Consider the following 22,629-nt stretch of genomic DNA (forward strand, 5'->3'; position numbering starts at 1 on the left):
GAGAGAGATCACGGCTTCGGGGCCTCCAGCCGGGTCAGGGCCAGATCGACCGCGTCAAGCTGCGCCTTCGCGGCTGCGGCCCATCGCTGGCGCGCCTCTTGCTGCGCTTCGTTCATGCGGATCAGGTCGCTGGCATAGCCGGGATTGGCATTCAGCGCGCTGGGCAGGGCCTCGGTCTCGGCAATCGGGACGCGGGACAGTTCGCGCCGCAGGCTGGCAAGTTCGGCCGCCTCGACCGCGCCTTCCAGCGCGTCGATCCGCGCGAACATGTTGCGCCTGCGTGGCAGCAGATCCGCGATGAACAGCTCGAAAATCATGTTCACCGACCAATAGCGCGCCTGGGCCAGTTCGGCGTCATAGCCCTGCCAGCTGCGATGGATGGCAAGGTCCAGCGCGTCGGGAATGGCGTCACCGGCAGCATCGCGGATCGCGGGCGAGGCCGGGATCCGCCCGACCTCTGGCTGCAACAGGATCCGCTGCCCCTGATCCGAGGTCACGAAGCCCAGGAAGTCGCAGGCGGCAACGGGCTGTCCGCCGCCCGTCAGCAGGCCGATCTGGGCGGGAAAGACCATCACCGGCTGACCATAGCGGAAATCAAGCCCGCTCTGGGTCTGCGCCAGAAAATCGATGGTCAGCCCGATGTCGAACCGGCCGGCCTCGATCCCCTCGATCACGCCAAAGCTGCGCGCGCTGAGCGTCGCCAGATTCTGCGACAGCGCCAGAAGGAAGCTCCAGCCTTCCTCCCATCCCCGGACCTGCAGGAAACGCTCGACCATCATATGCGATGTGCCCGAGCGTGACGGCAGCGCCATGCCGATCTTGCCGCGATAGGCCGGCAGAAGCAGGTCGTCCCAGGTGCCGGGCATGAAGACCTCATTCCCTGACCTGCGCGCCCACCCGATCGAGGAGAAGGCAAAGGGCACATAGCCATCCGTCCCGGCGGCCTCGCATCCCGTGGTGCTGAACCCGGATCTTGCCTTGATCAGCGCGAAAGGTTCGGGGGCAGAGACCCAGAAGATGTCGAATTGGCGACTGTTGCCGCGGATCACCTCGGACAGGGCGGAATTGGTATTCTTGTTCAGGACCAGCACCTCGATCCCGGGATGCGCGTCGCGAAATCCGGCAATCAGCGGATCGGTCAGCGAGGGCGGCAAAGAGGTGATGATCCGAAGGGTCTGCGCGACGGCCGCAGTGGGTGCGGCCAGCGCCATCACCAGCGCCGCGATCAGCCACGGCAGCTTTGTCCTGAGGATCGGAATTGCCCGCCACGAAGTCAGAGCGCTATCCTTTGGTCTTGGTTTCAGATGCAACTGCTCTGATGAGTTTAGTCCCTATCGGCATGATCCGTCGATAGGATGTGGGTTTATTAATTTCGCAGCGCCCGTCAGGCGGGCCATTTTGCAAATGCGCGCGGCCCGTATCCCGGCCGCGCGCGGAAGCCCGATCACGCCCCGTTGAAACGTGGCGGGCGCTTTTCCAGAAAGGCGGCCATCCCCTCTTGCTGCGCGTCCGAGCCGTAAAGGGCGTGATACATCTGCCGTTCGAACCGCAGCCCGGATTCCAGCGCCCCCTGTTCGGCCATATTCACGCAGGCCCTTGCCATCATCGCGATGTCGCGCGGGTAACCGGCGATTTCGCGGGCCGTGGTCATGGCGGCTTCGGCCAGGTCATCGGCAGGGACGACACGGCTGATCAAGCCCATCTGAAGCGCCTCGGGCGCGGTAATCATGCGGCCGGTCAGGATCAGATCCATCGCCCTTGCGCGCCCGATCAGACGGGTCAGGCGCTGCGTGCCGCCGATGCCGGGAATGCAGCCGATCTTGATTTCCGGCTGTCCGAACCGGGCACTGTCGGCGGCCAGGATGATGTCGCACATCATCGCCACCTCGCATCCGCCGCCAAGGGCAAAGCCATTCACCGCCGCCAGTTTCGGCAGGCGAAGACCCGCGAAGCGATCCCACCCGGCAAAGAAATTGCTGGCATACATGCTGGTGTAATCCTGCACTGCCAGTTCGCCGATATCGGCGCCTGCGGCAAAGGCGCGGCCCTTGCCCGTCAGGATCAGGCAGCCGATCCCGGGATCGGCATCAAAACCGGTCGCGGCCTCCAGCACCTCTTCCATGACCTGCGTGTTCAGCGCGTTCAGCCTGTCAGGACGATTGAAGCGGATCGTGGCGACGCGGCCATCGGTTTCGGTTTCGATGGTGTCAAACATGTCAGCTGTCCCAGATTGCGCCATAGGCCGGGATGCCCAGGCTTTCCATATCATGCACCACCCAACGGGTGAGCTTCTGGTTCGAGATCACGATCACCGCCTCGGCCCCGCTGTCGCGCACGGCTTGCAGCGCCAATGCGGACAGGTCCGGCTTGCCATCGGTATCGGTGTCCCAGATCACCGGCTTTTCGGTATGGGCCTCGATCTCATCGACCAGCGCATCGCCATAAGTCGCGCGCGGGCTGCGGGTGGACCAGACCAGCCGGTTGGGCACCATGCCTTTCAGCAGATGCGGCAGGATGGGACCGATGCCCGAACCCGTGCCGATATAGACGACCCTGGTGAACAGTTCCTCGATCCGCGCCACGCCGGATGTGGTGATGCCCTTGACCCAGACATGGCTGGGCGGGTTGTCGATGAAATCTCCGGTCCAGTCGCCCGCCCGGCTGATCGCCAGACGATAGCCGGGCCGACCGGGCGTCGGAATATTGGCGAAGGAATGATATTGGCCGAAGGGCGTATGGGAAATCGCGTTGGAACTGCCCGCGAAGGGCGTATCGCCATAGTCGAACCCGGCGATGACCACGTGGTCCGAGGGCTTTTCGATGGTCACCGGAACCCGTTTCAATGTCAGCCAGGGCGAAAGGATCGACAGCGTGATCAGGCACAGCATCCAGAAGGCCGGGGTTTCGGTCAGCACGCCACCCGTGTCGCGGGTGATCGAGATCGTCTGCGCCCAGAACAGCGCCAGAACCGTCCAGCCCGCGAAACGGTGGATCTTTTCGAAGGCGTCATGAAAGCGCGCGCGGATTGGTCCGATGGCCGAGGCGATCATCAGCGCCATCAGCCCGACCATCGCCAGGCTCAGGCCGATTGTGCGGTCCGAGGGGATTGCCGCGCCGTTCAGCCGGTTGGCCAGCATCGCATAAAGCAGAAATCCGAACCAGACCGTGCCGGTCACAGTGCCGCCGGAATGCAGCCCGCCAAAGTGAAACACCTTGCCCGCGCCCCATCGGATCCACAGCGGCCAGCTGGTCGGGATCCGCGTGGCCAGCCAGAACAGCGCGTTGACCACCCGCTGCTGCCGGATCAGGATGCCCAGCGACAGGTTGATCAGCGCCATGTCCGCAATCGGGCCAAGCGCGAAGGCGCCATCCGCACGCCACGTGCCATCGCGAAGGCCGATCACGAAAACGCTCAGGTTCAGAAGGGCGACCAGACAGGCCAGCCGACGATACTCCATCAGGGCGGGATGGCGGGTGATGCGACGCCAGCGGGGGGTGGTCGTGTCAAGCTGCGCAGTCTCTGTCGTCATTATTTCAGCTCCAGCGCGCGCAGGGCGATCTCTGCTTTTGCCATTTCCAGCAACAGCCGCTTGTCGATCTTGCCGCGCGGGGTGCGCGGCAGTTCTGGCAGCGCCATCACCAGCGTCGGAACATTGTAATAGGGCAGGCTGTCGGCCACCGATTGCGTGGCCTGTTCCGGGTCTGCCGTGGCAGGGGAAATGAAGCTGACCAGATTGCGGTCGTCATATTTCAGCGTGACGGCGCGCGTGCAGCCGCCGGCGGCCTCCAAGGCCCGGGACACGCCGTCAAGCTCGACCCGGAAGCCCGCGATCTTGACCAGATCATCGACGCGGCCGAAATGCAGAAGCTCTCCATCCTCGGTCCAGGCGCCCAGATCGCGGGTATTGAACATCATATGGCCGGGGCGGAACGGATCGGGGCGATAGCGCTCGGCCGTCAGGTCGGGATTGGCCAGATAGCCCGCCGTCACGCAATCGCCGCCCGCCCACATCTGCCCCTTTTCGCCAATGGGCAGCGGGTTCAAATCTTCGCCCAGAATGTAGACGGTGTTGTTTGGCGTCGGGCGGCCGATGGTCAGGGCGGCCTTATGGGCGCTGTGGGGTTCGGCCGTGTTGATGATGGTCGTCTCGGTCGGGCCGCAAGAATTGTAGAAGGTGCAAAATTGCGACCATCTATCGGCCAGCCCACGCGGGCAGGGCTCACCGGCAACGGCGGCCACGCGGATCTGGCGGCAACGATCGACATCCAGCGTGTTCAGGATCGAGGGCGTGCAGATCAGGATATCCACCTTTTCCGCCGTCTCGGCGATGGATTTGCCGCGAATGACCAGCGTGGCACCATTGGACAGCGCGCCCAACACCTCCCATGCAGCCATGTCAAAGGCGATGGACAGGATCTGCCCCACACGCAGGCCGGGCCGCATGCCCAGATTGCCGGGGCGTGTGTGCAGGATATTGCACAGGTTCTTGTGGGTGACCTGCACGCCATTCGGCACGCCGGTGGTGCCCGATGTGAACAGGATCATCGCCCGGTCTTCGGGGTGAAGCGTGAAGCGCGGGCCTTCGGGGGCGGTGTCGGGCAGGGACGGATCGTCCATCACCTCATCAATGCAGATCAGCGTTTGCTTGCCTGCCTCTGCCGGAACGGCCTCGCGCAGTGAGGACAGCGTCAGCAGCACCCTGGCCCTTGTGATCCGGGCGATATGGCGCAGCCCTTCGGTGGGCGCCACGCCGACATGCTGCGGGGCATAGGCGGCGCCGACCTTCATCACGGCCAGAATCCCGACCAGCATCTCAAGAGAGCGTTGAAGGTACAGCCCGACCACCTGACCGCGCCTGACGCCCTGATCCGCCAGCAGATTGGCCAGCCGGTTCGACGCCAGATCAAGCGCGCCATAGGTGATCGAACTGCCCTGATACTCCGCCGCGACGGCATCGGGCTGCAGCGCCGCATAATGGCTGAACCCCGCCAGGATCGTGGCAAAGCGCGGCTTTTCCGTGGTCCCCCAGCCAAAGCTGTAAAACCGGTCGCGATCAAGCGGGCTCAGCGCCTGCAGTCCCGGTGACAGCGGCGATGGAAGCCCGGTTTTCAGGGCCAGGGGAATCGGGTCGCGCCGCTGAAACCGTGTCTCGGATGCCAGATCTTGCATCGTGGGATCTCCTTTTGCGTGTGTTTGATTCAGGAATAATGGGAATTTTTCCCATTTTTGTGTCACGATGCTACACATCCCATCACGAAACTGTGTGCGCTTGATAAAAACCGGGCAATGCGCTGAATAATGCCACCGACATATGAGGATGTTTTCTTGAGCAGCAATTCGCCGGATCTGTTTTCTGACGTGCTTGCAGATTTGCTGGCGCCGCTTGCGCAGGCGCTGGTCGCGCAGGGAATGACGCTGGCATCCGCGACCGAGGCGTTGAAGCAGGCATTGTGCAACGCGGCGATCGTTGCGGAAGGCGAGGGCGTTTCCGACAGCCGGATCAGCATTCTGACCGGCCTGCACCGCAAGGATGTCCGTCGCCTTCGGTCCCATGAGCCGGTCGTGCCGGGTCGTAAGACCGCCAACCGGATGGCGCTGCTGATCGGGCATTGGGCGACGGATCCGGATTTTCAGGGGCAGGACGGCAGACCACGCGCCCTGCCACGCGAAAGCGCCGACGAAAGACCGGCCTTCAACGATCTGGTGCGGCGGTTACGGCTGGATATGGCGCCCGGATCGATGCTGCAGGCGCTGATCGATCAGGGCGCGGTGTTTCAGGATGAGGATGGGTTGCTGCATCTGGCCTCGGACGCGCTGGTGCCGGAAGTCGGGGCGCAAGAGCTGGTCGCGGCCTATCACGCCACGCTGGCCACACATATGGCGGCGGCGACGCAGAACCTGCTGGCACAAAAGGGCGCGCGGCGGCAGTTTGACCGGGTGCTTCGATATTCCCATCTCAGCGATGCCTCGGTCGCGGAACTGGACCGGCTTGCCCGCGACGAGGCGCAGTCATTTCTGACACGGCTCAACGCCCGCGCGCATGAATTGCAACAGCGCGATGCGGAACATGGCGCGCGGGGCCGCTTTGCCGCAGGTGCCTATATCCTGCCGACGCCGGACGCAGCAGAGAAGGACGCAGAATGAGTTGGCATCGAGTTTTCCTGACTGTGCTGATCGGCCTCTTTTCGATCACCTTTGCTTTGGCTGACAATGACGATGCAGACCGGGAAGGGGGGATCATCGGCACCGGTATCCTTGGCACGATCACCGATCTTGGCAGCATCTATGTCAATGGACAGCATATCCGTTTTGACCCTGACTTTGCCATTGCCGAGGGGGTATCGGTAACGACGGCCGATGAATTGCAGCCGGGCCACACCGTCGCCGTGGTCGCGACTGCTGAGGGCGATGACTGGCGCGCGGCCGATATCCGGCAGGTCGTGCCGCTGGTCGGGCCTGTTCAGGCGAAATCGGATGTGGTTCTGCAGATCATGGGAACGACGGTCCTTGCAGATGCGGCCTTGTTGCAGACCATCCAGCCGGGCGACTGGATCGCCGTCAGCGGCCTGTGGCAGTCTCGGCAGGTTATCGCGACCCGTCTTGATCCGGTCGATCCCGGCACCCCGGCCCGGATCGAAGGCACGGCGCTGGATTACGAGGTGGGACAGCCGCTGCGGATCGGCGGAACCCAGATCACGGGGCTTGTGCCACAGCATATTCAGCAGGGCGACGTCCTGCGCGTCACAGGTGCTGCCGACGCCGCCACGCTGAAGGCCCAGCGGCTGGAAACAGGCGTCTTCGCGGCGACGCCGCAGGTCGTCTTTTCCGAGGGGTATTTCTCTGTGCCGACGGCCTCGGGGCTTTACACACTGCTGGGGGCGGATGTTGTGTCCTACACGGATAATCCGGGGATGATCGACCCTTCGGCCCGGCAACTTGTCTGCAGCAATGATGGCAGGCTGTTCCCCGCACCCGCCGATCAACTGGCGCCACAGGAGATTGCCTCGATCCTCACGAAATGCGCATCGGGCGTGGCATGGTGATGCCCGGGGCCGCCAGAGGGCGCTGCGAGATCACGCGGCCTGTCGCCTTCCGCGAAAGAAGCGCCAGACCAGCGCGACCAGCCCGACAGCCGCCAGCAATGCGACCGGCCAGTAGGTGGCATCGGCATTGGCCGCGATAATGCCGATCAGGGCCCATCCGACCGCGATGGGATAGCTGGCGATTTCGGGCCGCTGCGCCTGGACAGACAGCGCGACGATCAACGCAAGCGCAAGCAAAAGCAGCGCCGAAGCCATGCCCGAAAGAAGCCCATAGCCCGACAGCGTCACGGCCATTGCGACCGCTGAGGCCGCCGTCAGCCAGCCTGCGTAAAGCCCTATCGGACCTGCCTGCCAGATCCGGTCCTTGCGACCGCTGCGCAGCAAGGCGGTGATCGCGCCGCCGGCCATCACGATAATCATCACGGTCGCGAGGATCGGACGGGCATTGGCGACGGCGATCCAGGGCACGCCGACAGCCAGCGACAGCGCAAGGGCAGGGCGCGCGGCCTGCCAGTCTGGATCCTCGGCCCGGCGAAGTGCGCCATAGGCCAGACCCGCGATCAGCCACAGGTAAATCACGCCCCAGATCGAAAAGGCCCAGCCTGCGGGTTGGGCGGGCCAATGGTCCAGAACCACCGGAAACTGATCCTTGGTGAATCCGTTGAAGCCATCACTGGCCAGCGGGGACAGCGCGAAGGCGACCGCCAGGATCAGGACGGCCCAGGCCCGGAATTTCATCGTCATCACCCTTTTCGTGTTGTAGCCGCGGTGGAAGGCTGGCCGCGCATGCCGTGTGAAAAAGAAACGGGCCGCAGCCATCGCATGTGCGAAAGGCTGCGGCCCGGTCAGGCGTCAGATTACATCGCGGGCATCAGCACCGCGTCGATGACATGAACCACACCGTTGCCGGCAGCCAGATCGGCGGCGGTGACGGTCGCGCCTTCGTTGATCTTGACCATATCGCCATCAACCGACAGCTTCAGGCGGCAATTGCCGATGGTGGTGACTTCGGCCATGCCGTCGCCATCTTCGACCATCTTCACGACGTCAGCAGCCATCGCCTTGGTATCAACCACATGGCAGCCCAGAATCTTGGTCAGCATTTCCTTGTTCTCGGGCTTCAGGGCGTCTTCCAGCGCACCTTCGGGCAATGCGGCAAAGGCGGCATCGGTCGGTGCAAACACGGTGTAGGGGCCTTCACCCGACAGCGTCTCGACCAGGCCGGCGGCGGTCACTGCGGCTTCCAGAGTTTCATGATCGTCGGAACCGACGACGATATCGACGACAGTTGCGGGCATATCGCCGGACATCTTGTTCATGTCATCTGCAAAGGCGGCACCGCCGAAAGCAATGGTCGCGGCTGCAATCGAGGTTTTCAGAAAGTTCATGTCAAATCCTCCGTGTGTTGACTGCATCGGGAACGGGTGGCCAAGGGGAATAGTTGCAGAAATCTGATCACGGGTTCGTGATCGTTACCCGGTGGCTTGCACCCGCCAGCGGACTGGGCCAAGCTGCGCAAAAGGGGGCAGTATGACCGCATCCGACGACCTTGCCGCATTGCTGGCGCGCGTTGCCTTGCGTGATCGCGCTGCGTTTTCCGCCCTGTATCAGGCGGCCTCACCGAAACTTTTTGGTATTTGCCTTCGTATCCTCAGAAACAAGCCCGAGGCAGAGGATGCGTTGCAGGACATATTCGTGAAAATCTGGCACAACGCAGACCGCTATGCCGCATCGCGGTCCAGCCCCTATGCCTGGCTGAACACGGTCGCACGCAATCATGCCATCGACCTGCTGCGCGCCCGCAAACCCGGCGGGGGGGATCTGGACCTTGCCGAGCAACTTGCCGCCGATGAGCCTTCGCCCGAGGAAAGCGTCATCAACGCCTCGGAAGGGCGTCGCATCGACGCCTGCATGGAGCAACTGCCCCCGCAGCGGGGCGAGGCCGTGCGTTTGGCCTATGTCGAAGGTGACAGCTATATCGAACTGGCCGAAAGGTTCTCGGTCCCGCTGAATACGATGCGCAGCTGGCTGCGCCGAAGCCTGATCCAGCTGCGCGAGTGTCTGTCCCATGGCTGATCCGCGCGACATCGCCAGTGCGGGCGAATATGTGCTGGGGACGATGCCCCTTGCTGAAAGACAGGCCTTTGCGCAGCGCCTGCGCGAGGATGAAGATCTGGCGCAAGAGGTTGCCCGCTGGCAGTCCCATTTTGCGCCGCTGGATGATGAGATCGACCCGGTGACCCCGCCGCCGCAAGTCTGGAACGACCTGCAAAAGCGGCTGTTTGATGAGGCGCCAAAGCCTGCGGGCGTGTCGCCGTTCTGGCGCTGGCTGGGTCTTGGCGGCTCGCTGGCCGCGGCGGCCCTGGCTGCGGTGATCTGGCTGTCGCCGGAACCGCCGGGGTCGGACGGGCTGTGGGTCTCGGATATGGTGTCCGAGGATGGCTCGGTCCGGCTGGCCGCGCTTTATGACGAAGATAGCGGAGAGATGCGCGTCTCGGTCGGCGGTAAGGCCCCGGCCGAGGGGCGGGATTGGGAGCTTTGGCTGATCCAGGGCGACCGCGATCCGATCTCGCTGGGGGTGATGCCGCATCAGGGCAATGCCGCCATGCCGATCCCCGAAGAGCTGCGCCTGCTGATCGCCGACGCGACGCTGGCGATTACGGACGAACCGGCAGGCGGATCGCCGCAGGGCGTCGCCACCGGCCCGGTGGTCGCCGCCGCGCCCCTGCGCCGCATCTGATAGGGCCGACAGGCGATGGCCGCACCCCCGGCGTCGGGGACGCGGTAGAGGTTCAGCCCTCCAGCGACTTCGATCCGGCCTTGCCGAACCTGTCGGCCATCCATTCCGTCACGCTTTGAATCACGAAATACAGCGACGGGATGATGAACAGCCCGATCAGTGTCGCCCCCAACATGCCGCTGATGATGGTGATGCCCACGGCATTCTGCGCACCCGCGCCCGCGCCATGGGATTCCGCCAAAGGCAGCACGCCGAAGATAAAGGCCAGCGCCGTCATCAGCACGGCGCGGAACCGCGCCTCGGCGCCCTGCCGGGCGGCCTCGAAGACGGGCATGCCCTCTTCCCGCCTCTCCTTGGCGAATTCGACGATCAGGATGGCGTTCTTGGCCGCCAGACCGATCAGCAGCACCAGCGCGACCTGCACATAAAGGCTCATCTGCGTATTGGTGATGACCAGCCCAAGCCCGGCCCCAAAGGCCGCCGCGCCCAGCGACAGAAGGATCGCAATGGGCAGCGAAAAGCTTTCATACAGTGCCACGAGGAACAGATAGGCGAAGATCAGCGACATCACATAGGTCAGGTATTGCCCGCCGCCGCCCTGCTGTTCCTGATAGGACAGGCCGGACCAGGCGACGCCATAGCCTTCGGGCAAGGTTTCCTGGGCGATGCGTTCGCTGGCCGCCATGGCAGAGCCGGAACTGGCCCCGGGCGCGGCCTGACCGTTCACCGTGGCCGAGACCGACTGATTGAAGCGCGTGATCACATAGGGGCCAAGCACCGTCGTGGTCGAGGCCAGCGTGCGCAAGGGCACCATCGCACCGCTGTCGCTGCGGATATAGAGGTTCATCAGATCGTCGATATCGGCGCGATATTGGCCATCCGCCGCGATGGTGACCTGATAATTCCGCCCGCCGGTGGTAAAATCGTTGATATAGCTGGACCCGAAGGCCGATCCGATCGCGCTGTAGATATCCGAGGGGCTAAGCCCCAGACGCTCTGCCCGGACCCGGTCCACGTTCAGATAGACCTGCGGCACATCCGCGCTGAAGGTCGAGCTGAGCCCGCCGATGGCCGGATCCTGATTGGCGGTCGCCAGAAAGGATCTGAGCGTCTGGGCAAGCTCATCCGGGGACTGCCCTTCCAGCGCCTGCAGGCGCATGTCCAGACCGCCCACGGTGCCAACACCGGGGATCGGCGGCGGCGAAAAGGCGGCGATGCTGGCGCCGGGCACCTGGCTGAACCGCTGGTTCAGCGATCCCAGGATCGCGCCCAACTGTGTCTCTTCGCTCTGACGTTCTTCCCAAGGGGTCAGGGCGGCGATGGCCATGCCGCCATTCGGCGCGGCGGTGCCCTGCAGGATGCTGTAGCCGGATACCGAAATCACCTCTTCCACGCCCGGCGTCTGCCCAAGCTCGTCCCGCACAAGGGCCATGATCTCATCCGTGCGCTGCAACGATGCCGCATCGGGAAGCTGGACATTGACGAAGAGCGCGCCCTGATCCTCGTCGGGCAGGAAGGTGCTGGGCAGCGAGGTGATCAGATAGGCGGCGCCAGCGGCGCAGGCGGCCAGAATGCCCAGCGGCAGCAGCCAGAAGCGCAGCATAAAGCCCACGATCCTGCCATAGCCGTCGCGCAGCCAGTTCAGCCCGGATTCGATCCAGGCCAGCGGGCCGCGACGTTTCCCCCCTTTCGGCGCGCGCAGCATCACGGCCGCCATGGCGGGGCTAAGCGTGACCGCGACAATGGCCGACATCACCAGCCCGCCCGAGATCGTGACCGCGAATTGGCGGAACAACTGGCCGTTGATGCCGGGCAGGAAGCCGGTCGGCACCACCACGGCCAGCAACACGAATGTGGTCGAGATGATCGGCCCGGTGATCTGTGCCATGGCCTTTCGCGATGCCTCGGCCACCGACATGTAGGGGTCTTCTTCCAGATTGTGCTGGACATTCTCGACCACCAGAATGGCGTCATCCACCACCAGCCCGATGGCCAGAACCAGCGCCAGAAGCGAGATCATGTTCAGCGAATAGCCCAGCATCAGCAGCACCGCCATCGCGCCCAGAAGCGAGACCGGGATGGACACCCCCGCCACGATGGTCGCCCGCCAATCCTGCAGGAACAGGAAGATCACCACCATGACGATGATAAAAGCCTCGACCAGGATATCCATGATCAGCTCGATACTGGAGCTGACGAACAGCGTGGCGTCATAGACGGTCGCATAGGCCAGATCCTTCGGAAAGCTGGACTGCTTCTGTTCCATCAGATCCAGCACGGCCTGCCGCGTTTCCAGCGCATTGGCGCCGGGTGCCAGATTGACCTGCATCATGGTCGAATTATAGTCGCCCAGCTTGGCCTGCACTGCATAGGATTGCGCGCCCAACTCGATCCGCGCCACATCGCCCAGCCGGACCACGCTGCCGTCGTCGCCGGTGCGCAGGATCAGCCGCGAAAACTGCTCTGGTTCGGCCAGACGGCCTTGCGAAACCAGCGTGAACTGCACCTCGGTGCCTTCGGGGGCGGGCGGGCCGCCAAGCTCGCCCAGGGCGGCCTGCACGTTCTGACTGCGGATCGCGGCGGCGACCTCATCGGCGGTGACGCCAAGCGCCACCATCTTCGGTGTGTCCAGCCAGACCCGCATCGCATATTCCGACGTCCCGATGGCCGAGGCATCGCCGACGCCGCTGACCCGCACGACCTCATCAATCAGGGTGGTGTTGACGTAATTGGCCACCGACAGATCGTCCATCTGGCCATCCGCCGAATAAAACCCAAGCGACAGCAGGAAATCGGGTGAGCGGGCGCGCACCTGCACGCCCTGCTGCTGCACCTCACTTGGCAGGCTGGAGGTCGCAAGCTGCACCCGGTTCTGCACATTGACCTGTGCCTGATCGGGATCGGTGCCGATATCGAAGGTCACCGACAGCGAATATTGCCCGGCATTGGAACTGGTCGAGGACATATAGGTCATGTCATCGACGCCATTCACCGCTGATTCAATCGGCCCGCCGATCACATCCGCGACGGTTTCCGCGCTGGCCCCCGGATAGACGGTCGAGACGGTGACGGTCGGCGGGGTGATATCGGGATATTGCTGGATCGGCAGGGCAAACAGCGCAATCGCCCCGACAATCGAAATCACCGTCGAGACGACGATGGCAAAGCGGATCCGCCTGATGAAGAAATCCGAGATCATGGGGCGTCACCTCCGGTGCCCTGATCCTGCGCGGGTGTGGTTGCGGCGACGGTCATGCCGTCCTGCAACCGCTGCACGCCCTCGGTCACGACGGATTCGCCCTGTTGCAGACCTTCCGTGACGGCCCAGCCATTCTGCATGCGCGGTCCTGTCTCGATCCGCCGTTGCGAGACGGTCGAGTCATCGTTCAGCACAAAGACATAGCGCCCTTCGCGGTCCTGCAGTACGGCGGTCTGGGGCACGACGGGAAATTCCTGCGGGTCTTTCTCGGCGATCACGACGGTGACGAATTGTCCCGGCAGCAACAGCGCATCGGGATTGTCGTAGACCACCCGGACGGCAACGCTGCCGGTCGCGGGATCGACGCGGTTGTTGATATATTCCAGCCGCCCCGCCAACGGGTAATCCGAGCCGTTGGCCAGCGTGACATTGAACGTTACCGCCTCGGCGCCGGTATCCGCGATATCGCTTTGCTGCAGATCCAGCAACAATTGCTCGGGCAGGGAAAAGACCACGCGGATCGGATCAAGCTGCACGATCTGGGCCAGCGACCCGGCCGAAGGGCCGACGAAATTGCCCTTGGTGATCAGGGCCTGACCGATCTTGCCGGTGATCGGGCTGGTGATCGTGGTGTAGCCCTGATTGATCTGGGCCAGCTTTACGCCCGCCTCGGCGGCCTGCACATTCGCCTCGGCCACCTGAAAATCCGCGCGGGCCTGTTCAAGGTTCACCTCGGCCGAGGCATTGCGGTTGACCAGTTCCTGCTGGCGGGCGGCCTCGCTTTCGGCGCGGACGCGCTGTGCCTCGGCCTGTGCAAGGCTGGCTTGGGCGGACAGCACCTCTGCCTGATACTGGTCGGGCTCGATGCTGAACAGCGGATCGCCGGTGTCGACAATCTCACCGGCGTCGAACAGGACCTCTTCGATAAAACCCTGTATACGCGCCTGAATTTCCACGCTTTCGATGGCTTCGACGCTGGCGGTAAAGCTGTTCAGGGCACCGATCCGGGCGGTTTCGATCTGCGCGGTGATCACGGCGGGCGCGGGGGGCTGTTGTGCCGAAACCCCGGTTGCGGACAGGCCCGTGATCAGCGCCATTCGCAGCGCGCGGGCCGTTTTGCTATTAAAACCGAACATTCATCTGCCCCCGATGATCATTTCCTTAACTATAAGGTTTTAAGGAAATTTCAGTTCCTGTGCCACAATTAACGGTGCGGGGGGCCGTGCAGCGGTGCGCACCGGGCGCGTCTTTGCGGCAGCGTCGGGGGCTGAGCCGCCGCAAAGACAGTGCGTTTCATAGATCTGTCAGCGGCCGGGATCAGGGCTGGCCGATGACCAGCATCGCACCCTCGACCCGCACCGGCACCGGATCAAGATCGCAATCCGCGCCCTCCACCACCTGACCGCTGTGGATGTCGAACCGCGCGCCATGGGCGGTGCACATCAGGTTCGTCCCATCCGCAGACAGCATCTGATCGCCGCGATAATTCAGCGGCAGATATTGATGCGGGCAGGCATTCACATAGGCGCGGATGCCCTGATCGGTCGCCGCCAGCAGCAGGGGGAATTTGCCCTTCTCGGTCTCGACCGTCAGGGCCTGCACGCCCTGAACCTGATCCTGCGGGCAAATGACGGTGCCCGGCGCGGGGGCCGAGCGGTAATCGGTCCAGCTCATCTTCGGATGGTCCCGCCCAAGGACGGGGCCTGACCTTCTCAGCTGGCCGGTTCGGCGTTCAACACGCCACGGCGGATCTGGTCTTCCTCGATCGACTCGAACAGGGCGCGGAAATTGCCCTCGCCGAAGCCGTCATCACCCTTGCGCTGGATGAATTCGAAGAAGATCGGCCCGATCACGGTTTTCGAGAAGATCTGCAGCAGGATCCGCGTCTCGCCGCCGCCGACGACGCCTTCGCCATCGATCAGGATGCCGTGCTTCTGCATGCGCTCGATCGGCTCTTCATGGCCCTTCACGCGCTTATGCGACATCTCGTAATAGGTGTCGGGCGGGCCGGGCATGAATTCCATCCCCGCGGCCGAGATCTGATCGGTTCCGGCATAGATATCTTCGCTGGCAATGGCGATGTGCTGGATGCCTTCGCCCTTGTATTCCTTCAGATATTCCTCGATCTGGCTGTGATCGTCGGTGGATTCGTTGATCGGGATCCGGATCTTGCCATCGGGCGAGGTCAGGGCGCGGCTGACCAGCCCGGTCTGCTTGCCCTTGATGTCGAAATACTTGATTTCGCGGAAATTGAAGGTGTCGTGGTAGAATTTGTACCAGGTGTCCATATTGCCGCGAATGACGTTATGGGTCAGGTGATCAAGATAGTAGAAGCCAAAGCCCTTGGGGCTTGGGTTCGGCTCACCCAGCCAGTCGTAATCGGCCTCATAGGCGCTGCCATCGGCGCCATAGGTGTCGATGAAATACAGCAGCGAACCGCCAATACCGTAAACTGCCGGGGCGTCGATGGATTTGCCGGTGCCGGTATATTCGGTCGCGCCCAGATCCAGCGCACGTTTCAGCGCCGCCTGGGCATCGACCACGCGCCAGGCCATCGCCGGCGCGCAGGGGCCGTGTTCCTTGACGAATTCGGCGGCATGGCTGTCGGGATCGGCATTCAGGATGTAATTGATATCGCCCTGACGATAGAGCGCGATGTTCTTCGATTTGTGCCTTGCCACCGGCGTGAAGCCCATCTGGCGAAAGATCTTGTCCAGCTTCTCGGGCTCGGGGTGGGCGTATTCGACGAATTCGAAACCGTCGGTGCCTGCGGGATTCGCGGCGCTGATCGTGGCTTTCGGGGCGTTATGCGGGAAGGGGCCCATCATCTTCTCCTTCTGGCGGTGCTTTTATCTTCTCGCGTGGATCATAGCGCCATGGCGATGCACGATGCTTGCGAAGCGCCGCAGGAAAATGCCATTATTGCACGAAACATGCAGGTTATGACCGGATTGCGCGCGCCATGCAGCTTGATCGCTTTGATATCGCCATTCTTGTTGCATTGCAGCGTGACGGCGCCACCACCAATGCCGCCCTGGCCGAGATCGTGAACCTGTCGGCCTCTCAATGTTCGCGACGGCGCGCGGCGCTGGAGGCGGCGGGCGTGATCGAGGGCTACTCCGCCCGACTGAACGCCGCGAAGCTGGGTTTTGGGCTGCGCGCGATCATCCGGGTGAACCTGTCCAGCCACGGTCAGGGCAAGGAAAGCGATTTCGCGCGTTTCGTGGCCAGCCAGCCGCAGATCCGCTCGGCCTTTTCGGTGTCGGGCGATGCGGATTACGTGCTGGATATCCGCTCCCACGATCTGGAGGCTTTTGCCGATTTCGTCCATCGGCACCTGCTGCCGCATCCGCAGGTCGCGCAGGTCCGGTCCGAGATCGTGCTGAAAACCCTGAAAGACGATCAAGGCGTCGGGCCGCTTTGATCTAGGGGCTTGACCGTCCGGGGCGGGGAAAGGGCGTGCCGCGGCCTTCGCGCGGTTCGGTCACCTGCGCGATCGCCTGATCCAGCGCATCGATGCCGCGTTCCAGCGCGGCCCGATCCTCGGCGGGCATGGCGTCCAGAATTTCGCGGGCGCGGGCCTCGACCTCTTGCAGGGCGGTCTGGAACAGCGTCCGGCCGGCATCCTTGATGGCATAGTTGCGCAGCCGCCGGTCCGAGCCAAGGATCGCCCGCGTGATCAGGCCCTTCTCCTCCAGCCGGGTCGCGGCGCGGCTAACCTGCACCTTGTCCAGCGAGGTCCGCTGCGACAATTGCAGCGAATCCAGTCGCCCGGCATCGTCCAGCAGGAACAACAGCCGCCATTCCTCGCGGGTGAAACCGTGTTCGCGCCCGTAAACGGCGACCAATTGCCGCGAAAAGGCTTCGGCCGTCACGGCCAGGCGATAGGGAAAGAATGTCTCAATGCGCATGACGATACCGTCTGGTTGAAATGCCGCAAGGCTGCGGCGGATGGCCCGCCCGCACCGTGGCGCGGATGGGGTCGTGGTGTTGGCCGGTCCGGCCGGGGCTAGAGGATCAGCGCCAGCGACAGGGATGGCAAGGCGATGATCAAGGCCAGACGGACGATATCGGCAAGCCAGAAGACATAGACGCCGCGAAAGATCGTGGACAGCGACACATCGGGCAGGACCGAACGCAGGACGAAGACATTCATCCCGATGGGGGGCGTGATCAGGCTGATCTCGGTCACGACGACGACGATGATTGCGAACCAGATCAGCACAGAATCCGGATCCTGCAGGATGGCCAGTCCGAAATCCAGGTCCGAAACCAGCGGATAGAAGACCGGCACGGTCAGCAGGATCATCGACAGGCTTTCCAGAAAACAGCCCAGCACCATATAGATCAGCACGATCACCAGCAGCACGGTCCAGGGCGACAGGCCCAGATTTTCGACGATGTCGGACAGGCTGTCGGGCAGCCCGGCGAAGGTGACGAAATTGCTGAAGATCTCGGCCCCGATGATGATCGCGAAGATCATGGCCGAGGCGGTGGCACTGTCCAGAAACGCCGTCGACAGCGCCTGACGGCTAAGCCCGCCGGTGGCGAAGGCGATCAGCAGCGCGGCGGCGGCCCCCATGCCCGCGGCCTCGATCGGGGTGAAAAGCCCGCCATAGATGCCCGACATGATGAACAGGAACAGCCCCAGAACGGCGATCACGCTGATGGTGTCGCGCCGGGTCATCGGGTGTACCTCACCCACCTGCGGGGCCAATTCCGGCTTCAGCCGCACTGCCACCACCACCGCCAGCAGATAGCCGATGATGCCCAGGATGCCGGGAATGATGCCCGCCAGGAACAGCTTGCCGATATCGGCCTCGGTCAGCAGGCCAAAGATGATCAACACGACCGAGGGCGGGATCAGAATGCCCAGCGTGCCACCCGCCGCGATGGCGCCGGTGGCAAGGCTGTCGGAATAGCCAAAGCGGCGCATCGAGGGCATGGTGACCTTGGACATGGTCGCCGCCGTTGCCAGCGAGGATCCGCAGACCGCCGAAAAGCCGCCGCAGGACAGCACCGTAGCCATGGCCAGCCCGCCGCGCATCCGGCCAAAGACACGGTCGGCGGCGGAAAACAGGCCCTGCGCGATGCCCGATCCGGCCAGTACATTGCCCATGAAGATGAACAGCGGCACGACCGACAGCGAATAGTTCAGCCCGGTTTCAAAGACGGCATTGCCAACCATGGCGCCCGCCGGACCCCACCCGCGCAGCAGCGCAAAGCCGATGCCGCCGACGATGGTCATGGCGAATGCGATGGGCACGCGCAGGAACACCATCAGCAACAGGATGGCGAAGGCGATCAGGGAAATGGTCATGGTTCTTCTCGCCTGAACAGGATGATCACGGCCGAGACGGCGCAGCTTGCCGCCGCCAGAAAGGCCAGAGGCGCCATTGGCAGCGCCAGCGAGGGGCTGCGCGTGCCGTCATGCAGCTGATCCAGCCCGATCACCAGCAGTCGCCATGTGAAATAGGCCAGCGCCAGACCGGAAACGATCCCGGCCAGCCGCCCCAACAACCGTTGAACCGGGCGCGGGAACAGATGCAGCGCCAGATCGACCTCGACATGGCTGCCATCGGCGGTGGTCAGCGGCAGCGCCACGAAAACCAGTGCCGCCAGCAGCATCTGCGTCAGTTCATAAGCGCCGCCGAAAGGCCGGTTCAGCAGATAGCGGCCGATCACATCGATGCAGGTCACCGCAATCAGCGACAGGATCAACAGCGCCGCCGCCCCCGCCAGCACGCGATACCAGGTCGTTTGCCGGTGCGGGGGCTGGCCCGGAGGGGAGTCCGGGACCAGCGGGTCGGCGCCGTGGCCGGGCGCCGTCATTCGGCGCCGACTCCGGTCATCTTGCGGAACTCGGCCAGCGCGGCGGTGCCGTTATAACCGTCGCCCAGACTGTCGGCCCAGCCTTGCTCCAGTTCCGAGGCCTTGGTGCGCAGTGCCTCGACCACCTCGGGGCTGGCTTCGTAGAAGTCGATCCTGTCGCCGATTTCCTCTTGTGCGGCGGTATCGGCATCGTTCCACGCCTTGCCCACACGTTCGGCAAAAGCCTCGCCCGAGATCGCGTCGATGGCGGCGCGGTCCTCTTCCGAGATGCTGTTCCACTTGTCTTCATTGATGACGAAGAACCATGTGGTGTTATAGATCCCGCCCGGCACGGTCATCGAATATTTGATGTCGTCGGTCAGGTTGAAGGCCGTCAGCGCCTCATAGGTGAAGGCCACCCCGTCAATGACGCCGCGCGACAGCTTTTCGTAGACCTCGGGCGAGGACATGAACAGCGGCGTCGCCCCCAGGGCCGAGATCAGATCGCCGACATAGCCACCCGGCACGCGGATCTTCAGACCCTGCATGTCATCGACGGTTTCGATCTTCAGCTTGTTGTTATGCAGCAGGCCCGGGCCATGCATGAAGAGGCCCAGCAGATGTGTGCCTTCGTGTTCCGCTGCGGCGTCCAGCTGACCGCCATAGATGCTCCAATAGGCCTGCGAATTGGCTACGGCATCGTCGCCAAGGAAGCTGAACTGACCCAGCCGGGCGCGGGTGAAGCGATCATCCTCGGTAAAGGAATGCAGGCCGTAGGTGATATCGGCAATGCCATCGCGGGCCATGTCGAAATGCGCGGGCGGGCTGCCCAGCGGCTTGCCGGTGATGCGCACGGTGACGCGGCCATCGGTGACGGCCTCGACCTCTTCGGCCCAGGGCTCGAAGGCGTTGACGACGATCGGGTGCTTGGGCGGCAGCCAGGACGACATGATCAGCTCTTCCGCCAGAATCGGGGTCGCGGATAGCAGCAATCCGGCCAGCGCCAGTTTCAGTGACTTCATTTTCTCTCTCCCTGTTGTTCCTTCGCCTAGCGCGAAGGGTCGAACTTGTCTGGATGCGCCTGTTGAAAGGCGTCGTTTGTCTGACAGGTCTTTGCGACTGCCATGATGCGCGGCAGATGGTCGAAGCCCACCCCCCAGCGTGTTGCGTTGTAAAGCTGCGGGATCAGCGTGCAATCGGCCATGCCGGGGCTGTCGCCATGGCAGAAGCGGCCGGTGAAGCCGGGATGATCCAGCAGATGTTCCACCGCCGCCAGACCGGCGGCGATATTGTCGCGGTTCCAGTCGGCGCGGGCATCCTGACCGCCGACCTCCTGCACGCGGGCCAGCACGTTCAGGTTCGAGATCGGGTGGATTTCGCAGGCAATGGCCAGCGCGATCGCCCGCACATGCGCCCGCGACGCCGCATCCTTCGGCAGCAGGGCAGGATCCGGGCGCGTTTCCTCAAGATAGTCGATGATGGCCAGCGATTGCGTCAGCATCAGCCCGTCAATCGCCAGCGCGGGAACCAGCCCCTGCGGGTTGATCGCCCGATGCGCGGGCTGGCGTTGCTCACCCGCGACCAGATTGACCGAGACGCTTTCATAGGCCAGCCCCTTCAGGGCCAGCGCAATCCGCACCCGGTAGGACGCGGAAGAACGCCAATAGTCGTAAAGGACGATCTTGCCTGCCATCTGATCCGTCACGGTTGCGCTCATTCGCTGGCGGGCAGGACGGTGCCAGTGCAGGGACCGAAGCCGATGCGATAGCCCGACCCCTGCGCATAGCCGTAAAGGCCGATCTCATCCCCGTCCTGAATGAAGGTGCGGCTTTCGCCATTCACCGTGACCGGGTTCTTGCCGCCCTGCGTCATTTCCAGCAGGGCGCCGGTTTCGTTGATCTCGGGGCCGGAAATCGTGCCGCTGCCCAGCAGGTCGCCGACGCGCATCGGGCAGCCGGATCCGGTGTGATGGGCCAGCTGCTGGGCGCTGGAAAAATACATGACGTTGTAATTGGTGTGCCCCATGCGTTGCCCGTTCATGGTCCAGCCAACGGTCATGTCGTAAAAGCCCGGACGTTCTTCCTGCAGATAGGGCAGCAGCGGGTTCACCCGTTCCGCGCCCGCGCTGCGGAAGGGTTCCAGCGCCGCCTGTGTCACGACCCACGGGCTGATCGTGGTGCCAAGGGCCTTGGACTGGAACGGGCCCAGCGGCTGATATTCCCAGGCCTGAATGTCGCGTGCCGACCAGTCGTTCAGCAGGACATAGCCAAAGATCATCTGTTCCGCCTGCTCGACGCTGACCCGTTCGCCCAGATTGCTGTCCGCGCCGACAATGGCACCCAGTTCCAGTTCCAGGTCAAGCCGCTTGCAGGCGGTCCAGACCGGCCCGTCATCGCCTTTCACCTGTCCCATCGGGCGGCGGATATCGGTGCCCGACACCACCACGGATGAGGCACGGCCATTATAGCCGATGGGCATATGGGTCCACTGCGCGGGCAGCGCGTTTTCGGGGCCGCGGAACAGCACGCCGACATTGAAGGCGTGATTTTTCGAGGCGTAGAAATCGGTGAATTCGGTCACCCGGATCGGCAGATGCAGGGTGGCGTCTGCCATGGCGACCAGCGGCGTGTCCTGATTGCCGTCCTCGGCCAGCAATTCGGTCAGGCGCTCGCGGATCCGGTCCCATGCCGGGCGGCCAAGCGCGATGAAGTCATTCAGATGCGGCCGGGCGAAACTGCCCTTGGCATCCAGCAGCCCGCGGGCTTCGCATTCGGCCAGATCCACGATCATGTCGCCAATGGCCACACCACAACGCGGGGCGCTGTCTGCCGTCGAAAAGACGCCGAAGGGCAGGTTCTGAATCGGAAAATCGCAATCTTCTTTATTCGCAGCCGCAATCCAGCTGCGGCGTGGTTGCTTTGCCATGGGCGAAAGCCTCCTGTCTGTCTGATGATGCGGCTGTTCAGCCCAAAGGCCGCCGCAATGCTGTAAAAAGGATTCGTTCAGAGATATTTTGTTGCAGTTGAAACTAATCTGTCAAGAAATCATTTCTAATGAAACAATATCTTTCCCGGCAGGTGACACTCTTCATCAGGACATGATCGCAGCCAGCATGTCACTGGATTTCGATACGCCCAGCTTTTGATAGCTGCGCTGCCGATAGGTCAGCACCGTGCCGTGACCCAGACCCAACTCTCCGGCGATCTGGCGCGCCGTGTGCCCGGCAAGGCTGCGCGCGCTGATCTGCCTTTCGCGCAGCGACAGCCGGGGATGAGACGCCGCAAGCCGCGCCTCGACCTGCTGGACCAGCGATTGTTCCTCATCGCGCTGTTGCGTCAGCCGGGTCAGGGCGGTGATCGCGATCTGTGCCAGCGCGCCAAGCTGGGCCAGATCTGGTTCGTGCTGGTGGCGATGATAGAAGGTCACCACCAGGCTGTGCTGCGGTGCGCGCCAGCCGAAACAGATCTTTTCGGAAAAGCGGGGCTGTTCGAAGCACAGCTTGCGATAGGCGCCCAATTCGATGGATTCGGCCGGGATGCGGCACATGAATCCTGTGTCGGGCTGCGCGTTCATACGGGCAATGACCGCCGGATCGCTGCGATGAAAGCGTCGGGCATAGGCGCCCGCGCGTTCCGCCACATCGCCCAGATCGCTGCTGGAGGCCAGCGTTTCAGGCGCGCCATCGCCGATGCGATAGGCAAAAAGTTCCGCGATGCCGGATGCGCTATGGGCGGCGTCCAGCAACCGTTCGGAAAAGACGCCTGCATCGCGGGCTTCCAGCAATGCGACGGCGCGATTCGGGTCGATCAGCCCTGCCGAGGTCATGTTTCCCTCC

The 22,629-nt window shown here is 63.4% G+C and carries 22 protein-coding genes; 5 read left to right on the top strand and 17 right to left on the bottom strand.

Translation table 11 applies throughout. The features are described from left to right. Window positions 1–8: 8 nt before the first annotated feature. From JHX87_RS15810 to JHX87_RS15825, 4 genes are all read right to left on the bottom strand, one after another. Window positions 9–1,211: an ABC transporter substrate-binding protein gene (locus tag JHX87_RS15810; protein ID WP_271883862.1), complete on the bottom strand. Its 1,203-nt coding sequence runs from the start codon at window positions 1,209–1,211 to the stop codon at window positions 9–11. Between the two features lie 233 nt (window positions 1,212–1,444). Continuing rightward, window positions 1,445–2,215 (bottom strand): enoyl-CoA hydratase-related protein, encoded by a 771-nt coding sequence (locus JHX87_RS15815; RefSeq protein ID WP_271883861.1) that lies wholly within the window; start codon window positions 2,213–2,215, stop codon window positions 1,445–1,447. 1 nt (window position 2,216) lies between these two features. After that, window positions 2,217–3,530 (bottom strand): ferredoxin reductase domain-containing protein, encoded by a 1,314-nt coding sequence (locus JHX87_RS15820; protein ID WP_271883860.1) that lies wholly within the window; start codon window positions 3,528–3,530, stop codon window positions 2,217–2,219. Next, entirely contained in the window at window positions 3,530–5,170 is a 1,641-nt protein-coding gene (locus JHX87_RS15825; protein ID WP_271883859.1) for an AMP-binding protein, read from the bottom strand. The genes JHX87_RS15820 and JHX87_RS15825 overlap by 1 nt, the downstream gene beginning before the upstream one ends. A 156-nt stretch (window positions 5,171–5,326) precedes the next feature. Here JHX87_RS15825 and JHX87_RS15830 point away from each other — a divergent pair, with 156 nt between their 5' ends. After that, entirely contained in the window at window positions 5,327–6,145 is an 819-nt protein-coding gene (locus JHX87_RS15830; protein WP_271883858.1) for a DUF6502 family protein, read from the top strand. Further along, on the top strand, window positions 6,142–7,044 hold the full coding sequence (locus JHX87_RS15835; protein WP_271883857.1) for a DUF5666 domain-containing protein: 903 nt from the start codon (window positions 6,142–6,144) through the stop codon (window positions 7,042–7,044). The genes JHX87_RS15830 and JHX87_RS15835 overlap by 4 nt, the downstream gene beginning before the upstream one ends. 30 nt (window positions 7,045–7,074) lie before the next feature. Here the strand turns inward: JHX87_RS15835 and JHX87_RS15840 are convergent, their stop codons facing one another. Then, window positions 7,075–7,788 (bottom strand): tryptophan-rich sensory protein, encoded by a 714-nt coding sequence (locus JHX87_RS15840; RefSeq protein ID WP_271883856.1) that lies wholly within the window; start codon window positions 7,786–7,788, stop codon window positions 7,075–7,077. 113 nt (window positions 7,789–7,901) lie between these two features. Further along, window positions 7,902–8,432 (bottom strand): fasciclin domain-containing protein, encoded by a 531-nt coding sequence (locus tag JHX87_RS15845; protein WP_271883855.1) that lies wholly within the window; start codon window positions 8,430–8,432, stop codon window positions 7,902–7,904. Window positions 8,433–8,574: 142 nt separating this feature from the next. Between JHX87_RS15845 and JHX87_RS15850 the strand changes: the two genes are divergently transcribed. Both JHX87_RS15850 and JHX87_RS15855 read left to right on the top strand, forming a co-directional pair. Next, window positions 8,575–9,120, top strand: coding sequence for a sigma-70 family RNA polymerase sigma factor (locus JHX87_RS15850; protein ID WP_271883854.1), 546 nt, complete (start codon window positions 8,575–8,577; stop codon window positions 9,118–9,120). Then, window positions 9,113–9,784 (top strand): anti-sigma factor, encoded by a 672-nt coding sequence (locus JHX87_RS15855; RefSeq protein WP_271883853.1) that lies wholly within the window; start codon window positions 9,113–9,115, stop codon window positions 9,782–9,784. Before JHX87_RS15850 ends, JHX87_RS15855 begins: the two co-directional genes overlap by 8 nt. Window positions 9,785–9,836: 52 nt before the next feature. On the opposite strand, the gene JHX87_RS15860 is transcribed toward JHX87_RS15855, so the two are convergent. From JHX87_RS15860 to hppD, 4 genes are all read right to left on the bottom strand, one after another. Next, window positions 9,837–12,983, bottom strand: a complete 3,147-nt coding sequence (locus tag JHX87_RS15860) for an efflux RND transporter permease subunit (protein WP_271883852.1) — start codon at window positions 12,981–12,983, stop codon at window positions 9,837–9,839. Beyond that, window positions 12,980–14,119, bottom strand: a complete 1,140-nt coding sequence (locus tag JHX87_RS15865; protein WP_271883851.1) for an efflux RND transporter periplasmic adaptor subunit — start codon at window positions 14,117–14,119, stop codon at window positions 12,980–12,982. Before JHX87_RS15865 ends, JHX87_RS15860 begins: the two co-directional genes overlap by 4 nt. A gap of 181 nt (window positions 14,120–14,300) precedes the next feature. Continuing rightward, on the bottom strand, window positions 14,301–14,657 hold the full coding sequence (locus JHX87_RS15870; protein WP_271883850.1) for a Rieske (2Fe-2S) protein: 357 nt from the start codon (window positions 14,655–14,657) through the stop codon (window positions 14,301–14,303). 38 nt (window positions 14,658–14,695) lie between these two features. Beyond that, a complete protein-coding gene (hppD, locus tag JHX87_RS15875) occupies window positions 14,696–15,808 on the bottom strand; it encodes a 4-hydroxyphenylpyruvate dioxygenase (protein ID WP_271883889.1) in 1,113 nt (370 codons plus the stop codon). A 137-nt stretch (window positions 15,809–15,945) separates the two neighbouring features. On the opposite strand from hppD, the gene JHX87_RS15880 reads away from it, so the two are divergent. Beyond that, window positions 15,946–16,407, top strand: a complete 462-nt coding sequence (locus tag JHX87_RS15880; RefSeq protein ID WP_271883849.1) for an Lrp/AsnC family transcriptional regulator — start codon at window positions 15,946–15,948, stop codon at window positions 16,405–16,407. A 1-nt stretch (window position 16,408) separates the two neighbouring features. Here the strand turns inward: JHX87_RS15880 and JHX87_RS15885 are convergent, their stop codons facing one another. The 7 genes from JHX87_RS15885 to JHX87_RS15915 all read right to left on the bottom strand — a co-directional run bounded on the left by JHX87_RS15885 (window position 16,409) and on the right by JHX87_RS15915 (window position 22,619). Further along, a complete protein-coding gene (locus tag JHX87_RS15885) occupies window positions 16,409–16,894 on the bottom strand; it encodes a MarR family winged helix-turn-helix transcriptional regulator (protein WP_271883848.1) in 486 nt (161 codons plus the stop codon). Window positions 16,895–16,992: 98 nt separating this feature from the next. Further along, complete coding sequence (locus JHX87_RS15890; protein ID WP_271883847.1) at window positions 16,993–18,303, bottom strand: TRAP transporter large permease; 1,311 nt, start codon at window positions 18,301–18,303, stop codon at window positions 16,993–16,995. After that, window positions 18,300–18,815, bottom strand: coding sequence for a TRAP transporter small permease (locus tag JHX87_RS15895; protein WP_271883846.1), 516 nt, complete (start codon window positions 18,813–18,815; stop codon window positions 18,300–18,302). The genes JHX87_RS15890 and JHX87_RS15895 overlap by 4 nt, the downstream gene beginning before the upstream one ends. Then, a complete protein-coding gene (locus tag JHX87_RS15900) occupies window positions 18,812–19,816 on the bottom strand; it encodes a TRAP transporter substrate-binding protein (RefSeq protein WP_271883845.1) in 1,005 nt (334 codons plus the stop codon). Before JHX87_RS15900 ends, JHX87_RS15895 begins: the two co-directional genes overlap by 4 nt. Window positions 19,817–19,842: 26 nt before the next feature. Further along, window positions 19,843–20,487, bottom strand: a complete 645-nt coding sequence (gene maiA / locus JHX87_RS15905) for a maleylacetoacetate isomerase (RefSeq protein WP_271883888.1) — start codon at window positions 20,485–20,487, stop codon at window positions 19,843–19,845. A gap of 20 nt (window positions 20,488–20,507) precedes the next feature. Then, window positions 20,508–21,719 (bottom strand): fumarylacetoacetase, encoded by a 1,212-nt coding sequence (fahA, locus tag JHX87_RS15910; RefSeq protein WP_271883844.1) that lies wholly within the window; start codon window positions 21,717–21,719, stop codon window positions 20,508–20,510. Between the two features lie 165 nt (window positions 21,720–21,884). Next, window positions 21,885–22,619: a helix-turn-helix domain-containing protein gene (locus tag JHX87_RS15915; RefSeq protein ID WP_271883843.1), complete on the bottom strand. Its 735-nt coding sequence runs from the start codon at window positions 22,617–22,619 to the stop codon at window positions 21,885–21,887. Window positions 22,620–22,629 lie beyond the last annotated feature (10 nt).

The organism is Paracoccus fistulariae (genome assembly GCF_028553785.1).
Taxonomy (GTDB): domain Bacteria; phylum Pseudomonadota; class Alphaproteobacteria; order Rhodobacterales; family Rhodobacteraceae; genus Paracoccus; species Paracoccus fistulariae.

Bases quoted from the DNA above. Each gene is read 5' to 3' on its own strand.
- JHX87_RS15840 (WP_271883856.1), bottom strand. From the start codon at position 7,788: ATGACGATGAAATTCCGGGCCTGGGCCGTCCTGATCCTGGCGGTCGCC.
- JHX87_RS15890 (WP_271883847.1), bottom strand. From the start codon at position 18,303: ATGACCATTTCCCTGATCGCCTTCGCCATCCTGTTGCTGATGGTGTTC.
- JHX87_RS15915 (WP_271883843.1), bottom strand. From the start codon at position 22,619: ATGACCTCGGCAGGGCTGATCGACCCGAATCGCGCCGTCGCATTGCTG.
- JHX87_RS15860 (WP_271883852.1), bottom strand. From the start codon at position 12,983: ATGATCTCGGATTTCTTCATCAGGCGGATCCGCTTTGCCATCGTCGTC.
- JHX87_RS15845 (WP_271883855.1), bottom strand. From the start codon at position 8,432: ATGAACTTTCTGAAAACCTCGATTGCAGCCGCGACCATTGCTTTCGGC.
- JHX87_RS15825 (WP_271883859.1), bottom strand. From the start codon at position 5,170: ATGCAAGATCTGGCATCCGAGACACGGTTTCAGCGGCGCGACCCGATT.
- JHX87_RS15850 (WP_271883854.1), top strand. From the start codon at position 8,575: ATGACCGCATCCGACGACCTTGCCGCATTGCTGGCGCGCGTTGCCTTG.
- JHX87_RS15815 (WP_271883861.1), bottom strand. From the start codon at position 2,215: ATGTTTGACACCATCGAAACCGAAACCGATGGCCGCGTCGCCACGATC.
- JHX87_RS15865 (WP_271883851.1), bottom strand. From the start codon at position 14,119: ATGTTCGGTTTTAATAGCAAAACGGCCCGCGCGCTGCGAATGGCGCTG.
- JHX87_RS15885 (WP_271883848.1), bottom strand. From the start codon at position 16,894: ATGCGCATTGAGACATTCTTTCCCTATCGCCTGGCCGTGACGGCCGAA.
- JHX87_RS15855 (WP_271883853.1), top strand. From the start codon at position 9,113: ATGGCTGATCCGCGCGACATCGCCAGTGCGGGCGAATATGTGCTGGGG.
- JHX87_RS15870 (WP_271883850.1), bottom strand. From the start codon at position 14,657: ATGAGCTGGACCGATTACCGCTCGGCCCCCGCGCCGGGCACCGTCATT.
- hppD (WP_271883889.1), bottom strand. From the start codon at position 15,808: ATGGGCCCCTTCCCGCATAACGCCCCGAAAGCCACGATCAGCGCCGCG.
- JHX87_RS15880 (WP_271883849.1), top strand. From the start codon at position 15,946: ATGCAGCTTGATCGCTTTGATATCGCCATTCTTGTTGCATTGCAGCGT.
- JHX87_RS15810 (WP_271883862.1), bottom strand. From the start codon at position 1,211: ATGGCGCTGGCCGCACCCACTGCGGCCGTCGCGCAGACCCTTCGGATC.
- fahA (WP_271883844.1), bottom strand. From the start codon at position 21,719: ATGGCAAAGCAACCACGCCGCAGCTGGATTGCGGCTGCGAATAAAGAA.
- maiA (WP_271883888.1), bottom strand. From the start codon at position 20,487: ATGGCAGGCAAGATCGTCCTTTACGACTATTGGCGTTCTTCCGCGTCC.
- JHX87_RS15835 (WP_271883857.1), top strand. From the start codon at position 6,142: ATGAGTTGGCATCGAGTTTTCCTGACTGTGCTGATCGGCCTCTTTTCG.
- JHX87_RS15895 (WP_271883846.1), bottom strand. From the start codon at position 18,815: ATGACGGCGCCCGGCCACGGCGCCGACCCGCTGGTCCCGGACTCCCCT.
- JHX87_RS15820 (WP_271883860.1), bottom strand. From the start codon at position 3,530: ATGACGACAGAGACTGCGCAGCTTGACACGACCACCCCCCGCTGGCGT.
- JHX87_RS15900 (WP_271883845.1), bottom strand. From the start codon at position 19,816: ATGAAGTCACTGAAACTGGCGCTGGCCGGATTGCTGCTATCCGCGACC.